The 16,232-nt window shown below is 56.7% G+C and carries 15 protein-coding genes; 7 read left to right on the top strand and 8 right to left on the bottom strand.

Annotated features, from left to right (window positions below; genetic code table 11):
• Positions 1 to 18 precede the first annotated feature (18 nt).
• Genes dnaB through GSR16_RS12900 form a run of 3 tightly spaced genes read left to right on the top strand, consistent with a single transcriptional unit; the run spans position 19 to position 2,409 of the window.
• Positions 19 to 1,428: a replicative DNA helicase gene (dnaB, locus tag GSR16_RS12910; RefSeq protein ID WP_159878004.1), complete on the top strand. Its 1,410-nt coding sequence runs from the start codon at positions 19 to 21 to the stop codon at positions 1,426 to 1,428.
• Positions 1,367 to 1,801, top strand: a complete 435-nt coding sequence (locus GSR16_RS12905) for a (2Fe-2S) ferredoxin domain-containing protein (protein WP_338024044.1) — start codon at positions 1,367 to 1,369, stop codon at positions 1,799 to 1,801. The genes dnaB and GSR16_RS12905 overlap by 62 nt, the downstream gene beginning before the upstream one ends.
• Complete coding sequence (locus GSR16_RS12900) at positions 1,801 to 2,409, top strand: alpha/beta hydrolase (protein ID WP_159878000.1); 609 nt, start codon at positions 1,801 to 1,803, stop codon at positions 2,407 to 2,409. The genes GSR16_RS12905 and GSR16_RS12900 overlap by 1 nt, the downstream gene beginning before the upstream one ends.
• Before the next feature lie 60 nt (positions 2,410 to 2,469).
• Here GSR16_RS12900 and rnk read toward each other — a convergent pair whose 3' ends face one another.
• The 6 genes from rnk to dinG form a co-directional block, all read right to left on the bottom strand.
• Positions 2,470 to 2,880, bottom strand: a complete 411-nt coding sequence (gene rnk / locus GSR16_RS12895; RefSeq protein ID WP_159877998.1) for a nucleoside diphosphate kinase regulator — start codon at positions 2,878 to 2,880, stop codon at positions 2,470 to 2,472.
• A gap of 115 nt (positions 2,881 to 2,995) precedes the next feature.
• Complete coding sequence (locus GSR16_RS12890) at positions 2,996 to 3,850, bottom strand: flagellin N-terminal helical domain-containing protein (protein WP_159877996.1); 855 nt, start codon at positions 3,848 to 3,850, stop codon at positions 2,996 to 2,998.
• Positions 3,851 to 3,975: 125 nt separating this feature from the next.
• Positions 3,976 to 4,773, bottom strand: coding sequence for a type I methionyl aminopeptidase (gene map / locus GSR16_RS12885; protein WP_159877994.1), 798 nt, complete (start codon positions 4,771 to 4,773; stop codon positions 3,976 to 3,978).
• 107 nt (positions 4,774 to 4,880) lie between these two features.
• On the bottom strand, positions 4,881 to 6,047 hold the full coding sequence (locus GSR16_RS12880; protein ID WP_159880837.1) for a porin: 1,167 nt from the start codon (positions 6,045 to 6,047) through the stop codon (positions 4,881 to 4,883).
• 170 nt (positions 6,048 to 6,217) lie between these two features.
• Complete coding sequence (locus GSR16_RS12875; RefSeq protein ID WP_089085335.1) at positions 6,218 to 6,532, bottom strand: DUF3579 domain-containing protein; 315 nt, start codon at positions 6,530 to 6,532, stop codon at positions 6,218 to 6,220.
• Positions 6,533 to 6,658: 126 nt separating this feature from the next.
• On the bottom strand, positions 6,659 to 8,785 hold the full coding sequence (gene dinG, locus GSR16_RS12870; RefSeq protein ID WP_159877992.1) for an ATP-dependent DNA helicase DinG: 2,127 nt from the start codon (positions 8,783 to 8,785) through the stop codon (positions 6,659 to 6,661).
• Positions 8,786 to 9,051: 266 nt separating this feature from the next.
• Between dinG and GSR16_RS12865 the strand changes: the two genes are divergently transcribed.
• The 4 genes from GSR16_RS12865 (at position 9,052) to GSR16_RS12850 (ending at position 13,776) form a co-directional block, all read left to right on the top strand.
• Positions 9,052 to 11,010 (top strand): aminotransferase class I/II-fold pyridoxal phosphate-dependent enzyme, encoded by a 1,959-nt coding sequence (locus GSR16_RS12865; protein ID WP_159877990.1) that lies wholly within the window; start codon positions 9,052 to 9,054, stop codon positions 11,008 to 11,010.
• Between the two features lie 191 nt (positions 11,011 to 11,201).
• Positions 11,202 to 12,125 carry an ornithine carbamoyltransferase gene (gene argF, locus GSR16_RS12860; RefSeq protein ID WP_159877988.1) on the top strand — a complete coding sequence of 308 codons (924 nt, stop codon included), beginning with the start codon at positions 11,202 to 11,204 and terminating at the stop codon, positions 12,123 to 12,125.
• A 44-nt stretch (positions 12,126 to 12,169) separates the two neighbouring features.
• Positions 12,170 to 13,396 carry an argininosuccinate synthase gene (locus GSR16_RS12855; protein ID WP_159877986.1) on the top strand — a complete coding sequence of 409 codons (1,227 nt, stop codon included), beginning with the start codon at positions 12,170 to 12,172 and terminating at the stop codon, positions 13,394 to 13,396.
• A gap of 206 nt (positions 13,397 to 13,602) precedes the next feature.
• Entirely contained in the window at positions 13,603 to 13,776 is a 174-nt protein-coding gene (locus GSR16_RS12850) for a DUF2788 domain-containing protein (protein WP_420837523.1), read from the top strand.
• An 83-nt stretch (positions 13,777 to 13,859) separates the two neighbouring features.
• On the opposite strand, the gene GSR16_RS12845 is transcribed toward GSR16_RS12850, so the two are convergent.
• On the bottom strand, positions 13,860 to 14,498 hold the full coding sequence (locus tag GSR16_RS12845) for a LysE family translocator (protein WP_159877983.1): 639 nt from the start codon (positions 14,496 to 14,498) through the stop codon (positions 13,860 to 13,862).
• A gap of 153 nt (positions 14,499 to 14,651) precedes the next feature.
• Positions 14,652 to 16,190 (bottom strand): amino acid permease, encoded by a 1,539-nt coding sequence (locus GSR16_RS12840; protein WP_205677430.1) that lies wholly within the window; start codon positions 16,188 to 16,190, stop codon positions 14,652 to 14,654.
• Positions 16,191 to 16,232: the final 42 nt, after the last annotated feature.

Here is a 16,232-nt window from a genome sequence, read left to right as displayed (position 1 = left end):
ACATTTCATTGAGTCTCCATGACCGAACAGTACGAAAATTTTGATGGTGCCATGGCATCCCTGCGCACGCCGCCACATTCGACCGAGGCCGAGCAGTCGGTCCTTGGTGGCCTGATGCTGGACAACGGGGCATTCGACAAGATTGCCGATGTTGTCTCTGAGGCGGATTTTTACCGCCACGATCACAAGCTGATTTTCAAGCACATTGCCCGCCTGGTTGAACTGGGCCGTCCTGCCGACGTAGTGACAGTGTCCGAGGTGCTGGACAAGAATGCCGAGCTGGCCGATGTTGGTGGCCTGTCCTACCTGGCGACACTGGCGCAGAACACCCCATCGGCCGCCAATATCCGCCGCTATGCGGAAATCGTACGCGAGCGCTCCATCATGCGTCAGCTGGCGGTGGTGGGGGCGGAGATCGCCGAATCGGCCTATGCCCCGCAAGGCCGTGATGCTGCCCAGTTGCTGGATGAGGCTGAGGGCAAGGTGTTCCAGATTGCCGAATCTACTGCCAAATCCAAGCAGGGCTTTCTGGAAATGCCAGGGTTGCTGAAGGAAGTGGTCGAACGTATCGACATGCTGTACAGCCGTGACAATCCGGATGAAGTAACCGGTATCCCCACCGGTTTTATCGATCTGGATGCCAAAACATCCGGACTGCAGCCGGGGGACTTGGTGATTGTGGCTGGTCGACCGTCCATGGGTAAGACCGCATTCTCCATGAATATCGCGGAGCATGTTGCGGTGGAGTACAAGGCACCTGTGGCCGTATTCTCCATGGAAATGGGTGGTGCCCAACTGGTAATGCGTATGCTGGGCTCGGTAGGCCGACTGGATCAGCATGTGTTGCGTACTGGTAAGCTGGGCGATGAGGATTGGCAGAAACTGACCTACGCCATCGGCAAGCTGTCCGAAGCGCCGATGTATATCGATGAAACCCCGGCACTGACGGCACTGGAGCTACGTGCCCGTGCCCGTCGCCTGGCACGCCAGCATGGCGGCAAGCTTGGCCTGATCGTGATCGACTATTTGCAGTTGATGTCCGGCTCCGGCCGTGGCGATAACCGTACTGCGGAGCTAGGTGAAATCTCGCGTGGCCTGAAGGGTTTGGCCAAGGAATTACAAGTGCCGGTGATTGCGCTGTCGCAGCTGTCACGTGCGGTGGAGCAGCGTCCCAACAAGCGCCCGATGATGTCCGACTTGCGGGAATCCGGTGCCATCGAGCAGGATGCTGACATCATTATCTTTATGTACCGTGAAGAGTATTACAGCCCGGAAAACGCGGAAGTAAAGGGTATGGCCGAGGCCATTATCGGTAAGCACCGTAACGGTCCGACTGGGGCGGTGCGACTGGCCTTTGTCGGCAAACATGCCAAATTCGAAAATGCAGCCACGCTGGGTATCAGCGGCTGGGCGGACAGTGATAGCTAAGGTTGTCTGTCAGCAAGGAAGCAAGGTGCAGCAGGTGTGTGCATCTGTTCAGGAAAGGAAGGTCATGAGCTTTTTTGACAAACATGTATTCATCTGCTGCAACCAGCGTGCCACGGGTGAGGATTGCTGTAATAACCATGGCTCCAGTGAGTTGCTGGGCTATATGAAAGATCGTATCAAAGCCTTGGGTCTGGCGGGCGATGGCAAGATCCGCATCAACAAGGCCGGTTGCCTGGGGCGTTGCGATGATGGCCCGGTTATGGTGGTGTATCCGCAAGAGACTTGGTACACCTTTATCGACAAGCAGGATATTGATGAAATCGTGGATGAGCACATGGTGGCCGGGCGCATTGTAGAAAGGCTGAAGATCTGATGCTCAAAGCATTGAACAAGATTGTAGTGGCTGGCCCGGTTGGCGGTTTGGAAACCATCGTTGTATTGCCGCAGGCTGCCATCCGCGGTGTGGCGGTCATTTGCCATCCCAATCCGCTGCAGGGTGGCACTAACACCAACAAGGTAGTGCAGACGACTGCCAAGGCGCTTTCGCAACTGGGCTATGCCTGCTACTGTCCCAACCTGCGCGGGGTGGGGGAGAGCGAGGGGGGGCATGATCACGGCATTGGTGAAGTGGATGATGTACTGGCTGTGATTGCGCATGCACGTAACGAGCATGGCGAACTGCCGCTGGCGCTGGCCGGTTTCTCTTTTGGCGGATTTGTCGCTGCGCGTACCCGAGCGGTAATCGAGGCCGACAAGCTGTTGTTGATGGGTGTTGCCGTCGGCAAGTATGAAATTCCCACGCCATCTGTCCCCGCTGATACGCTGGTGATTCATGGCGAAGAGGATGAGGTTATCCCATTGTCTGCCGTGATGGACTGGGCAAGGCCGCAGGATCTGCCGGTATTGGTATTCCCCGGTGCAGGCCATTTTTTCCATGGCAAACTGGTCAAGCTGGGGCAGATGATCCAGCGCTGCTGGTAAATGTCGGGATAATGAGTTGATATGGGCCGATCAGATGACCGGCCTTTTTTGTTGGCTGTATTAGCGATGCAGATCGCCAGCAGCTTCTGGCTGGTAGCTGACTTCTACGACGGTTAGGCGGGTGACACCTGCCAATGTCGGCCAGTCAATGGACTGGCCTTCAGCCAGCCCGAGCAGTGCGGCTCCGACCGGGGCCAGTACCGATACATGTCCGGCCGTGCCGTCGGCCTGGTTAGGATAAACCAGGGTCAGCAGTTTTTCTTCCCCAGTTTGTTCAATGCGAACCCGTGCCGTGCTGTTCATGGTGATGATGCCGGCAGGGATTTCTTCTGGTTCCACAACTTCGGCGCGTTCCAGCTCTGCTTCCAGTGCTGTCAGGGTTGCCTTGTCCTGTGCGGGAAGCCGTTCCATCCAGGCCGCCAGCCTTTCGTAGTCAAGGCTGGAAACGATGATGGATGGTTGGCTAGGCATGGTCGACTCCTTCGTTCAATAAAAAGCACAGGCAGAGAAATTGCCTGTGCGTGTGGTTGCAAATAAAGATGCATGTCTGACTTGGAGTGTGGAGCCGACGGAAAGTTGCCGCGTGTTAGCCTAGCAGGCTCAGTGCACTACGCTGAGACATATTGGCTTGCGCCTGGACCGCAATAGCCGACTGACCGAGTATCTGCTGCTGTACCAGTTGCGCAGTGGCTGCTGCATAGTCGGTATCGCTGATGCGGCTGTTGGCTGCCTGTGCATTGAGTGAGGCATTTTGTAGATTACTGATGGCGGTGGAAAACTGGTTACTGGCCGCCCCCAGCTGGGTGCGCGCGCTGCCTATCGTTGCCAGGTCGGATTGCATCTGTGACTGGGCGGCGATGGCACTGGCCGGGTTGGAAATGTCGATGGTGCCGGTGGCATTCAGATTGCTGCTGTAACCGTTGAGGCCGCCGCTGGCAGGGCTGGCGCTCAGATTGCTGGTGCTGACGCTGATCTGGTTGCTGCTGCCGCCATTGGGGCCAACCTGGAATTGCAGCTGGGTATTGCCGCTCAGCAGGGACGTGCCATTGTATTGCGTACTCTGGATGATGGCCGAGTTGCTCTGGGTTAGCTGGTCTACCTGCTGTTGCATGGCCTGGCGATTGCTGCCGTTGAGTGCAGCGTCTCCAGCCTGGATCGCCAGTTCCTGAATTTGCTGGCTATTGCTCTGTAATTGCGATAGTGCGCCATCTGCTGTCTGCACCAGAGAGATGCCATCCAAGGCGTTGCTGCTGGCCTGATTATCACCACGTACTTGCGCTTCCAGTGACTGGGACAGTGCCGTATTTGCAGCATTGACTGCTGCACTGGTGAGCTGGGTGCCAGAGGCTAGTTGGGCTAGCGTCTGCTCGGTATTCTTGCGCGATTTGTCCAGTTGGGTCTGGGCGTTGAGTGCGCCGAGATTGGTATTGATGCCAAGCATGTTAAGGTCGCTTTTACACTGTCAGATCATGGGCTTACTATAGATGCCATTCTTCTTCTTAACCAGTATTTACACAAAAACACCCACAATATGCGGGTGTTTGCTGTGGTATTGCTAACAAAACCTTAGCGCGAGGCAGGCTTGGCCGGTGTTCCTGCCGACTGGGTCAGGATTTCATAGCCGGTTTCGGTAACCAGAATGGTGTGTTCCCATTGTGCCGACAGGCTGCGGTCCTTGGTGGCGACAGTCCAGCCATCACCCATCATGCGCAGGTGGCGCTTGCCCTGGTTGATCATCGGTTCGATGGTAAAAATCATGCCAGCTTGTAGTTCCAGCCCGGTACCGGGACGGCCGTAGTGCAATACTTGCGGTTCTTCATGGAAACGCTTGCCAATGCCGTGGCCGCAGAATTCCTGTACCACGCTGTAACCGCTGGTTTCGGCGTATTGCTGGATGGCATAGCCGATATCACCCAGCGTGGCACCCGGTTTGACCTTTTCGATACCGCGCCACATGCATTCATAAGTGATCTTGCACAGGCGGCGGGCGTGTTCGCTGACTTCACCGACAAAGAACATGCGGCTGGTATCGCCGTGGTAGCCATCCTTGATCACGGTGATGTCGATGTTCATGATGTCGCCGTTTTTCAGCGGCTTGTCATTGGGAATGCCATGGCACACCACGCTGTTGATCGAGGTGCAGATGGATTTGGGGTAGGGGTTGTGACCGTCCGGCGCATAGTTGAGCGGGGCAGGAATGCAGCCTTGCTCATTGACCATGTAGTCATGGCACAGCTTGTCGATGGCCTCGGTGGTGACACCAGGTTTGACGAAGGGGGTGATGTAATCCAGTACTTCGGAAGCCAGCTTGCCGGCGATACGCATCTTCTCGATATCGGCGGGAGTTTTCAGTTCAACGCTCATTGTGGTGGTCTTGGTGTGTGCGGCAATGTTCCATTCTAGCAAATGATGAAAAAACGGGCATCCCATGGGACGCCCGTTTTACAGATTGTTGCTAAGCGGTTTTCAGCTTAGAACGCAACTTTCAGGCCAACACCGAAGGCTTGCGGGTCGTTGCCAGCGTTCAACACGCCAGTGTTGGCAGTGGTGTCGGTGGTGTTGTAAACCGGAGTGTTGGCAAAGTTCGCAGATTGCGATTGCTTGTTGGTGATCTTGGTGTAGTAGCTGAACAGCTTGGTGGACTTGGACAGGTTGTAGTCCACACCCAGCGCCCACTGGTGAGCCTTGTAGTTGTCTTCAGTACCTGCAGTGGCACCCTTCAGACGGCCCAGCGAGCTGTATTCCAGCTTCACGGTAGCAGCGCCGATGTCTTGGCCCAGTGACAGGGTCCAGTCATCTTGTTTCAGGGAACTGGCACCAGCAATGGCTTGGTCAAAGCGACCGAATTCATAACCGGCACCAACAAAAGTGCCGGTGGCAAATTTGTAGCTGGCAGCCAGTTTGGTGTAGGTCACGTTAGCGCCGGACCAGGCAAAACCTTTGTAGGCCGAGCTCTTGAATTGGTCTTGCTTGAAGCCGGTGTCGTTGGTGCGATCCCAGCCAGCTGCCAGTTGCAGGCCGCCGTTGGTGTAGTTTGCTGCCAAGGACAGGTGGGATGCGTTGGTGCTGCCGTTGCTGCCGCTGGAAGTGCGGCTTTCATCCACGCCGTAAGAACCACCAACCTGGAAGCCGGACCAGTTAGGGGAGAAGTAGTGAATGGAGTTCTTCAGACGGGCTTCGCCACGGCTGTAAACGTTGGCAGCACCGTTGTTTTCAGCGGTGGTATCGCCGAACAGGTTCAGGCCGATGTTGGTCAGGGACTTGTAGGCGGAGTCGTTCTGGCCCAGCAGAACTTTACCGAAGCTGGAGTTGTCCAGGCCAACAAAGGAGTTGCGGCTAGCGAAAGTAGCACCCTGGCCAATATCGTTGGTACCGCCTTGCTCGAAGTAGCGCAGGCTGCTTTCAACCTGCCAGATGGCCTTGGTGCCATTGCCCAGATCTTCGTTGCCCTTGAAGCCGATGCGGGAGTTGTCGTCCACGACACGGGTACGGGACTTGTAGTCACCAGCGGTAGCGCCGGTAGCTTTGGTGGATTCGATGCTGCTGCTCAGGAAACCATAAATGGTTACGTCAGCGTGAGCGGCGAACGGAACGGCGAACAGGGTTGCAACCAGTGCGGCTAGGCTTTTCTTGTGCATCATCAGTGCTCCATCAGGGGTTTTATGTTTCGTTATGCGTACTGGCTGTGGCGGAACTCTATGTTTGAGCCGTCCAGCACGTCAGTACTGTCGAAGTTTAACCACAAAATGTGACGCTGATGTTGCAGTAATGATGCAGATCAAGCCTAGACAAACCGGATTTGTTGTTTTTACGCCAAAAACTTGTTGGGGTAGATTTCGTCGATCAAGGTTCGACAATCGACAATACGCAAATCATTGTCCTTGGCGAAGTCCATCAGAAACTGGAAAACCTGCGGGTCGATCTTCTGCAGCTTCTTGTCGACGGCCACGCAACGTACCCCCTCCAGTAGCATCGGGCGTACATAGGCGTGGTAGGAAAGTTTCTGATCGCCACCGAAAGAGGCGAGAATGCCTGCCAGACGTTCGGCCCAGTCGCTGGGGCGGAAGGTACGGCCTTCGGAGGTGAGTCCCTGGATGACTACTTCATATGGATTGCAAATCATGGTGATGAACCGGGTGTGCTTTTAAGGTGTGGTCTCTGTATTTATCTATAGCAAAGACAGGATTTTTGTTTTGGTCTGTCTTTGTTGCAGGGCAATAGCGGGTTTACCCGCAATTTTACCTGAAAATCAGATGCGCTTGAATGGCGGTAACGAGGCAAGCAGCTTTTTTCCGTAACTTTGTTTCACCAGACGGTTGTCCAGAATGGTGACACGGCCATAATCGCGCTCGGTGCGGATCAGCCGGCCGACTGCCTGAATCAGTTTGATGGAGGCCTCAGGAACCGTCAGTTCGACAAAAGGGTTGCCGCCGCGTTTTTCTATCCAGCGGGACAGGGTTTTCCCCACCGGATCATCCGGCATGGCAAACGGCAGCTTGGCGATGATGACATGCACGCAGCTCTCTCCTGGCAAATCCAGGCCTTCCGAGAAAGAGTCCAGTCCGAAGATCACACTGGGTTGTCCTTCTTTCAGTCGCTGGTGGTGGGTCTCCAGTAGTACGCTTTTGGGGATTTCTCCCTGAATCAGTAGTTGGGTGCGCAAGCTTTCTGGCAACAGGGCAGCAACCTCCTGCATCTGCTTGCGCGAGGAGAACAGCACCAGCGTACCAACCGGTTCGGCAATATCCACCAGCTTGGGCAGCCACTCGACAATTTCGCGGGTATGGCCTTGTGGGTCCTTGGGGCTGGCCAGCATAGGTGGCAAATACAGCTCGCCCTGCTCGGTAAAGTTGAATGGCGAATCCAGTGCAACACAGCTGACTTGGGGCAGCCATTTCAGCCCGGTTTGCGATAGCAGCAGGTCAAATGCACCGAGTGAGCGCAAGGTGGCCGAGGTGAGGACTGCTCCGGCGGCACGACGCCACAAGGTGGCCGCCAGGCTGGCGGCTGCGCTGACGGGGGAGGCGGAGAAAATATAGTCACCCTTGCCCTCGATGCGGCGGGTAATCCATTTGGCGATGGGTGGGGCGGATTCTTCGGTTTCTTTCTCGAACAGATCCCATACCGCCATCAGTTGTTCGGCACGGCCATTGAGAAAGCCGATGTCAGTGGCGGCTTTGTCGATCTGGGTGGTATCGCTGCCTTTTTCCTTGCGGGCCTCGGTCAGCGCATCGTTCAGTGCGGCCAGATGCTTGAAGATGGCGCGGGCGGCAATGGCCATATTGCGGGCTGGCTGCTGCAGGCGCTCTGGCAACTGGCCGTCATCCATCAGCCAGGTGGGCTCCATGTTTTCACTGTTGGCACTGAGTGCGTCTTCGCCACCAAGCAGCCACAGCCATTCGTTCAGTGTTTCCATGCAGGCACTGGCAGCATCCATGGCCTGAGTAGTGATTTCCACCTTGCCGGTCAGTGTTTCCACCCGGGCTGCTGTGGGGGCTACCTTGTCCAGCCAGCTCATAGCCTGGGCAAGCGAGTGTTCAGCCGAGAACTGGTTGATGGCTTTTTTGGCCAGATGGTGTGCCTCGTCGATGCAGTAGTAGCTGTCTTCCGGGGCCGGCAAGATGACGCCGCCACCCATGGAAACATCGGCCAGCATCAAATCATGGTTGGCAACGATGACATCCACGGTTTCCAGGGTGTCGCGCGCCAGGTAGAACGGGCATTCCGGCCGGTTGGGGCAGGCGGCTTTCAGACAGCCGTGGCGGTCGTTGGTGACGCGGCTCCACAGGCTGTCATCGATGATTTCTTTCCAGGTGTCACGATCGCCATTCCAGCGGCGGTAGTAGAACTCGTCCGCCATGCTGCGCAAGGCTTCTATCTCACCGGCCTGGGGCTTGCGGTCCCACAAGGCCAGCATCGGGTCCGGGGCCAGCAATTGGCCCTGGGAATTTTCGGCGGTCAGTGCGTAGATGCGCTGCGGACAAAGATAACGGCCACGGCCCTTGGCCAAGGCAAATGTCAGCGGCAGGCCACTGTTTTCCACCACGAAGGGCAGGTCGCGATTGACCAGCTGCTCTTGCAGGGCAACGGTGGCGCTGGTGACCACCAGCTTTTTGCCGCGTGACCTTGCCATGACACCACCGGCCAGCAAATAGGCCAGACTTTTGCCAACGCCGGTCGGCCCTTCGATCACTGCGATGCTCTCACCCTCTCGATTGGGATAGGCATCACCCTGTTTTTCCATGCTGCGCGACAGTGCGTTGGCTATCTCGGCCAGCATGCGGCGTTGGGCAGCGCGTGGACGGAAGCCGGGCAGGTTGTCGGCAATGGTACGGTAGTGGTCGCGAATGGCGTCTTTTTCGGCATCGGTCAGCATGGCGCGATTGTACCGCAAGCTGAGGGTGGTTTTGGTGCTAAAGCGTCATGGATTTTCGTTGGTGCGCAAATGCTGCTTTGCAAAATGACGCCGCGCTCGGCTTGTGGATACGATAGCCAAAACAATTCATCAGGCGTGATCAGCCACTGCATAGTCTCCGGCGGAAACTGGATGGCATGTGACAAGAAAAGGCTGACACGTTTTGCGTACGCATGGACAGACAAATAACAAGTACGCAGTGTTCTGCACACAGGAGAAATGAGTTGATGACACCCGTTAGCCGCGTTCTGGTGGTAAGCGATGATGCAAAGTGGCAGTCTGATGTGCTGGCCGGACTGGGTGCTGTAGCCGTAAGGCTGGAGAACCCATATGGACTAACTTTCATGGGCGCATCGCGCCTGAAGGAGGCCATGGACATCATCCGCCGTGATGGTGATATCCAGGCGGTATTGGTAGACAAGCAGCTGCAGGAAAAAGGGCTGAATCAGGCTGCAGTCGAGCTGGCCAACCAGATCAGCCACTTCCGCCCTGAATTGTCCTTATATGTATTGCTGATGGATGATGACGAGCGTGTGTTGGTGGAGAATCTTGCCAGCCACGCCGTGGATGGTTATTTCTATCGTGACGAAACCGACTACAACGGCTGGTTCCGCATCCTGACTGCCGAGCTGGCGGAGAAATCGGCTACGCCGTTTTACGACAAGCTCAAGCAATACGTGCGCATGGCCAAGGACTCCTGGCATACCCCGGGCCATGCCGGTGGTGATTCGCTCAAGGGCAGCCCGTGGGTCGGAGATTTTTACGACTTTGTCGGCGAGAACATGCTGCGCGCCGACTTGTCGGTCTCGGTGCCGATGCTGGATTCACTGCTGCATCCGACCGGGGTGATTGCCGAGTCGCAAAAGCTGGCCGCCAAAGCCTTTGGCGCACGCAAGACCTATTTCGCCACCAATGGCACCTCAACTTCCAACAAGGTAATCTTCCAGACTTTGCTGGCACCGGGTGACAAGCTGCTGCTGGACCGCAATTGCCATAAATCAGTCCATCACGGGGTGATTCTGTCCGGTGCATTGCCGGTGTATCTGGATTCCTCCATCAACAAGCAGTACGGCATTTTCGGGCCGGTACCCAAGTCCACCATCTTCGCCGCCATCGAGGCCAATCCGGATGCGCGGGTGCTGATTCTGACTTCCTGCACTTATGATGGCCTGCGCTACGATCTGGTCCCCATCATCGAAGCGGCACATGAGAAGGGCATCAAGGTGATTGTGGATGAGGCTTGGTACGGTTTTGCCCGTTTCCATCCGGCCTTCCGCCCCACGGCGCTGGAATCCGGTGCCGACTATGTCACGCAAAGTACCCACAAGATTCTGTCCGCCTTCTCGCAGGCCAGCATGATCCATGTGAATGACCCCGGATTTGACGAGCATCTGTTCCGGGAGAACTTCAATATGCATACCTCCACCAGCCCGCAGTACAACCTGATTGCCAGCCTGGATGTGGCACGCAAGCAAGCCGTGACCGAGGGCTACCGGCTGCTGGACCGTACGCTGAAGCTGGCAGAGGAACTGCGTGACAAGATCAACTCCACCGGTGCTTTCCGCGTGCTGGAGCTGGAAGACCTGCTGCCCGAGGAAATGCGCGAGGACGACATCCGGCTGGACCCGACCAAGCTGACCGTGGATATCAGCCAGTCCGGCTTTACCACCGACGAGCTGCAACACGAGCTGTTCGAGCGTTACAACATCCAGGTAGAGAAATCCACCTTCAGCACCATCACCCTGTTGCTGACCATGGGTACCACGCGCAGCAAGGTATCACGGCTGTATGATGCGCTGCTGCGTCTGGCCAAGGAAAAGCGCACACCGCGTGCTGTCGGGCGGATGCCGGAGATTCCGCGCTTTTCCCGCCTGGCCTGCTTGCCGCGCGACGCCTTTTATGAGGCTGGTGAGCGCCTGCCGCTGCTGGATGATGATGGCCGTCCCAATGCTGCGCTCAATGGCCGGGTATGTTGCGATCAGATCGTGCCTTACCCGCCGGGCATACCGGTTCTGGTGCCCGGTCAGGTAATTGACGACAGTATCCTGTCTTATCTGGCGCGTCTGCAAAAGACACAAAAGACCATAGAAATGCATGGACTCGCCGAAGATGGCGGGGAAATGTATGTCAGAGTGCTAAAAGATAGGGAGCTTTCGCATTTGCCTGACAGATTATTGTTCGGCTGAGACCTTGTCAGAATGGCAGATTTCCGATAAATATAACAATTGTCGCAAATATATAAATCCAGTATCCAATTGCTACGGGATTGCGACACCAGTTAACTGACTTGAGACCTGCGTGTAGTAATGTGCCATTGCGCATGAAGACACACACCGTGTTCTATGCGCGATGGTCTTTTTTTTTGGAAATCTTACCCATGAAGCAAGTAGGACATTACCTGCAATTCAGCGACCTGAACCACGAGGAGTATCGCCACATCTTCGAGCGTGCCAAGGTTCTGAAGCGACGACACAGCGAAAAACAGCTGTATCAGCCGCTGGTAGGCCGCGTAATGTCCATGATCTTCGAAAAGAATTCCACGCGTACGCGGGTTTCCTTTGAAGCCGGCATGGCTCAGCTTGGCGGTCATGCCATGTTCCTGGATACCAAGACCTCCCAGTTGGGGCGCGGTGAGCCCATTGAAGACACGGCACGGGTGCTGTCGCGCATGAGCGACATCATCATGATCCGCACCTTCGAGCAGTCGCTGGTTGAGCGTCTGGCCACGCATTCCAAGGTGCCGGTCATCAACGGCCTGACCAATGAATACCACCCCTGTCAGATCCTGGCCGACATCTTCACCTTCATTGAGCATCGTGGCTCGATCAAGGGCAAGACCGTGGCCTGGATTGGCGATGGCAACAATGTCTGCCGTACCTGGCTGCAGGCGGCCAAGATTCTTGGCTTCAAGCTGAAGGTGGCTACGCCGGTAGGTTACGAGCTGACGGTGCTGGATGGCGTGCATTACGGCCCCGAGCATTTCGAGCCCAGTCACAGCGCCGTCAAGGCCGTGGAAGGGGCCGATCTGGTCACTACCGACGTGTTCACCAGCATGGGCTACGAAGCAGAAAGTGCAGCCCGACTGGAAGCGTTTGCCAGCTACCAGGTGAATGCCGAGCTGATGAAGCATGCCAAGCCGGACGCGCTGTTCATGCATTGCCTGCCTGCCCACCGTGGTGAGGAAGTGACCGCCGAGGTCATCGACGGCCCGCAGAGCGTGGTATGGGATGAGGCGGAAAACCGCATGCACGCCCAGAAAGCCCTGATCGAATATCTGCTGCTTGGTCATCAGTACGACTGAACCGGCAGGACAACCCACTAGATTCGCTGGAAAGAAAACGCATCATGTCTGACATCAAAAAAGTAGTGCTGGCCTACTCCGGTGGCCTGGATACCTCCGTCATCCTCAAATGGTTGCAAGATGTTTACCACTGTGAAGTGGTGACCTTCACCGCCGACATCGGCCAAGGTGAAGAAGTGGAACCGGCCCGCAAGAAAGCGATTGCGCTGGGTATCAAGCCGGAAAACATCTTTATCGAAGACCTGCGCGAAGAGTTCGTGCGCGACTACGTTTACCCGATGTTCCGTGCCAACGCCATCTACGAAGGCGAGTACCTGCTGGGTACGTCCATCGCCCGTCCGCTGATTTCCAAGCGCCAGATCGAAATCGCCAATGCCGTGGGTGGCGATGCGGTATCGCACGGTGCCACCGGCAAGGGTAACGACCAGGTGCGTTTCGAGCTGGGCTATTACGCTCTGAAACCGGATGTCAAGGTGATTGCGCCGTGGCGCGAATGGGACCTGCTGTCCCGTGAAAAACTGCTGAGCTATGCCGAAAAGCATGGTATCGACATCAGCAAGAAAAAGAACGGTGGCAGCCCGTACTCCATGGATGCCAACCTGCTGCACATCTCCTACGAAGGCACCGTGCTGGAAGATCCGGCAGCCGAGCCGGAAGAAGATATGTGGTTGTGGACGGTCAGCCCGGAAAATGCACCGGACCAGGCCGAATACATCGAGCTGAGCTACGAAAAGGGTGACATCACCGCCATCAACGGCGTGGCCATGAGCCCGGCTCAGGTGCTGACCGAGCTGAACCGCCTGGGCGGCAAGCATGGCATCGGTCGTCTGGACATCGTGGAAAACCGTTACGTGGGCATGAAGTCCCGTGGCTGCTACGAAACCCCGGGCGGCACCATCATGCTGAAGGCACACCGCGCCATCGAATCCATCACACTGGACCGCGAAGTGGCCCACCTGAAGGATGAACTGATGCCGAAGTATGCCCAGCTGATCTACACCGGCTACTGGTGGAGCCCGGAGCGTCAGATGCTGCAAGGCCTGATCGACGCTTCGCAAGCCACCGTCAACGGCTGGGTACGCCTGAAGCTGTACAAGGGCAATGTCATCGTGGTGGGCCGTGAATCCAAGACCGATTCGCTGTTCGACCCGAACATCGCCACCTTCGATGAAGACGGCGGCGCTTACAACCACGCTGATGCGGCTGGCTTCATCCGCCTCAATGCACTGCGTATGCGGATTGCTGCCAACGCCAAGCTCAAGCGCGGCTGATTGGCCCGCTGTTGAAAAACCGCCTTCGGGCGGTTTTTTGCTTTTGGCCGATCTGTGATTGAGGAAAAGTTGAGCGGGGCGTAGATGCGGCGTATCGTATCGGCTTCACCAAGACTGCCGTGTGCACAAGCGCTGTGCGCCTGACCATACAGCCGCATTCATCAAGGAACATCAGGGTGTCTGAAGAGCAATTTACCGATATTTCCATGACCGTATGTCTGACCGGTCTCATCATCTTCATGGGCTTCATCATCTGGGATCTGGGCAAGAAATCCCAGGCTGGCAAGATGGGTACGGCCATTCTGTTTCTGGTGCTGGGTTTTGGTGTGGTGGGCTTCATTTTCAAGAACGTGCTGGTGGAGTTCTTGGTACTCAAATAAGAGAGAGCAGCAGCACCAAAGGAAAACGGGTTGGCTTGTGCCAACCCGTTTTGCGTATGGGGGCAGGGAAATCAAGCAGCGACTTAGCGCTGCGGCGACAGAATCAGGCGCAGGCCCAGTGCGATGAAGATGCTGCCGGCAATGCGGTCCAGCCACTGGCTGGCCTTGGGAGTGCGGTTAAGCCAGCTGCCGATGGCACCGGCAAAATAGCCCAGACTGCCAAACAGCATCGCAGCCTGTGCAGTGAAGATCAGCCCCAGAATGGCCGTCTGCCATCCGCTATGCCCTTGGGCTGGATTGACGAATTGCGGCAGGAAAGCCAGAAAGAACAGCACCACCTTGGGATTGATGGCATTGGCAATCAGTCCCTTGCGGAAATGCGCTGCCAGCGGCGTGTTATCGGTCTGGCGCTGGTCGGCGTGCAGGCTGCTGCCCTTGCTGCGAATGGCCTGCCAGCCCAGATACACCAGATAGCTGCCACCGGCAATTTTCAGCAGGCCAAAGGCCATGGGCGAAGCAGCAATCAGCGCGCTCACCCCCAGTGCGGCCAGTACGGTGTGGGTGATGCAGCCCAGTGCGCAACCCAGGCCGAAAACCATGCCCTGGCGGCGGCCCTTGGCAATGCCCAGGCTCAGTACCATCAGGTTGTCCGGTCCGGGGGAGAGGGTAATCAGTACGGCGGCAGCGGTGAAGGCTGCCAGTTGTTCCGGGCTCACGATCATGGCGTTGTTCTCAAGGCAAACAAGACAACATCATTAAGTATTTTCCAGTTGGGGGCAAGCAGGTTTTCCTGGCATGAACAGGCATGCAGCACCGCTGCAGTTGATATGAAAAAGGCCATGCCGGGCATGGCCGTTACAGATGCAGTAAGGGATTCAGGTGGTCTTGTCCAGCGCGCTTTCTATCTCGCGGATATGCGCCTGATGCTTCTGGATGCGCTCGCCAATCGGCGGGCCCTTGAACTGCTTGCGCACTCCCAGCACAAACCAGAAAAACAGCAGCACCAGCAGCAGGGCAATGGTCAGGTACAGCACCTTCTCATTCGGTGGCTGCATGCCGACAAAGGCCAGCACGGCACCACCGATGGTGGCCAGCAGGGCGATGGGCTTTGATGCCGCACCCAGGCTGAATGGTCCTTTGTGGGTCCAGGTTTTGCCTTCGGCAAACATGCCAGCGGTGACCGGAATGATGTAGGAAATGTACAGGAACACTGCAGAGCCAGCCGACAGCACGGTAAAGGCATCGCCGTACAAGGTGGCAACGATTGCCAGGGTGGCGCTCACCCAGATAGCCAGGCCCGGTGTGCGGTGTACCGGGTGCACTTGCTTGAGCTGATGGGAGAAGGGCAGGCCACCATCGCGGGCAAAGGCGTACATCATGCGTGAGGTGGAAGTCAGGCAGGCCAGACCGCACAGATAGTTGACCAGGAAAATGCCGATACCCAGTACTGCCTTCAGAAGCGGCGGCAGGCTGCCCAGCAGCAGGTCGAAAAAGCCCATGCCAGCCTTGACGCCTGCCTGCATGCTGGGTAGCACCAGCACGAAGGTGCAGATCAGGATGTAGCCGAACAGGGCAGACCACAGTACCGAGCGCAGAATGCCCTTGGGTACGTTGTGAGCGGCCTGATGGGTTTCTTCCGAGGTATGGGCGGAGGCGTCATAGCCGGTAAGGGTGTAAACCGTCAGCAGCAAGCCGGACAGGAAAACCAGCAGGCTGTTGTCGGTTTTGGGCCAGGTGCCGCCATCGGCACCGCTGAAATTGCTGAAGGTGAACAGGCGGGAGAAGTCCAGCGGGCCGGGGGCGTAAGCCAGCAGCGATACGGTCAGCACCACGGCGATGACAAAAATCAGGTAGCCGGACATATCAGTCAGCCGGGTGGTAATCTTGATGCCCAGGTGATTCAGCCAGGCTTGGCTGATGGTGATGCCGGCCAGGAACAGTGTCTGCTCCGTCCAGGTGAGTTTGTCCGGATTGATGCCCAGCAGTGGTGCGATCAGGGTTTTGAAGAAGGGGTCGTACACCCCGAAATTGACCGAGGCCACTACAAAAATCAGCCCCAGCAGGTTGATCCAGGCGGTCACCCAGCCCAAACCTTTGCCGCCGAGAATGGACGACCAGTGATACAGGCCGCCGGCGGTTGGGTAGGACGAAGCAATTTGTGCCATGGCGGCGGCAACAATGCTGGCAAACAGGGCACCCACCGGCCAGCCTATGCCGATGGAAGCGCCGCCTCCGGCGCTCAGTCCGGCGGGAAAGGCGGTAATGCCGCCGGCCAGAATACAGATGATGGAGAAGGAAATAGCAAAGTTGGAAAAACCGCTCATGCGTCTGGACAACTCCTGAGCGTACCCCATGCTGTGTAACAGTTTCTCGTCCTCGCCCTGCGGCGTGGCTGCGTGCTGATCGCGATTCATGATGATCCTTTTTCCGGTGTTGAATGACACGTCATGGAAATG

The sequence above is a fragment of the Aquitalea denitrificans genome, assembly GCF_009856625.1.
In the GTDB taxonomy this organism is placed as follows: domain Bacteria; phylum Pseudomonadota; class Gammaproteobacteria; order Burkholderiales; family Chromobacteriaceae; genus Aquitalea; species Aquitalea denitrificans.
The sequence above is the reverse complement of the archived record's forward strand: the minus strand, read 5'-3'. Positions and strand labels throughout refer to the sequence as shown.

Bases quoted from the DNA above. Each gene is read 5' to 3' on its own strand.
- dnaB (WP_159878004.1), top strand. From the start codon at position 19: ATGACCGAACAGTACGAAAATTTTGATGGTGCCATGGCATCCCTGCGC.
- GSR16_RS12905 (WP_338024044.1), top strand. From the start codon at position 1,367: ATGCCAAATTCGAAAATGCAGCCACGCTGGGTATCAGCGGCTGGGCGG.
- GSR16_RS12900 (WP_159878000.1), top strand. From the start codon at position 1,801: ATGCTCAAAGCATTGAACAAGATTGTAGTGGCTGGCCCGGTTGGCGGT.
- rnk (WP_159877998.1), bottom strand. From the start codon at position 2,880: ATGCCTAGCCAACCATCCATCATCGTTTCCAGCCTTGACTACGAAAGG.
- GSR16_RS12890 (WP_159877996.1), bottom strand. From the start codon at position 3,850: ATGCTTGGCATCAATACCAATCTCGGCGCACTCAACGCCCAGACCCAA.
- map (WP_159877994.1), bottom strand. From the start codon at position 4,773: ATGAGCGTTGAACTGAAAACTCCCGCCGATATCGAGAAGATGCGTATC.
- GSR16_RS12880 (WP_159880837.1), bottom strand. From the start codon at position 6,047: ATGCACAAGAAAAGCCTAGCCGCACTGGTTGCAACCCTGTTCGCCGTT.
- GSR16_RS12875 (WP_089085335.1), bottom strand. From the start codon at position 6,532: ATGATTTGCAATCCATATGAAGTAGTCATCCAGGGACTCACCTCCGAA.
- dinG (WP_159877992.1), bottom strand. From the start codon at position 8,785: ATGCTGACCGATGCCGAAAAAGACGCCATTCGCGACCACTACCGTACC.
- GSR16_RS12865 (WP_159877990.1), top strand. From the start codon at position 9,052: ATGACACCCGTTAGCCGCGTTCTGGTGGTAAGCGATGATGCAAAGTGG.
- argF (WP_159877988.1), top strand. From the start codon at position 11,202: ATGAAGCAAGTAGGACATTACCTGCAATTCAGCGACCTGAACCACGAG.
- GSR16_RS12855 (WP_159877986.1), top strand. From the start codon at position 12,170: ATGTCTGACATCAAAAAAGTAGTGCTGGCCTACTCCGGTGGCCTGGAT.
- GSR16_RS12850 (WP_420837523.1), top strand. From the start codon at position 13,603: ATGACCGTATGTCTGACCGGTCTCATCATCTTCATGGGCTTCATCATC.
- GSR16_RS12845 (WP_159877983.1), bottom strand. From the start codon at position 14,498: ATGATCGTGAGCCCGGAACAACTGGCAGCCTTCACCGCTGCCGCCGTA.
- GSR16_RS12840 (WP_205677430.1), bottom strand. From the start codon at position 16,190: ATGAATCGCGATCAGCACGCAGCCACGCCGCAGGGCGAGGACGAGAAA.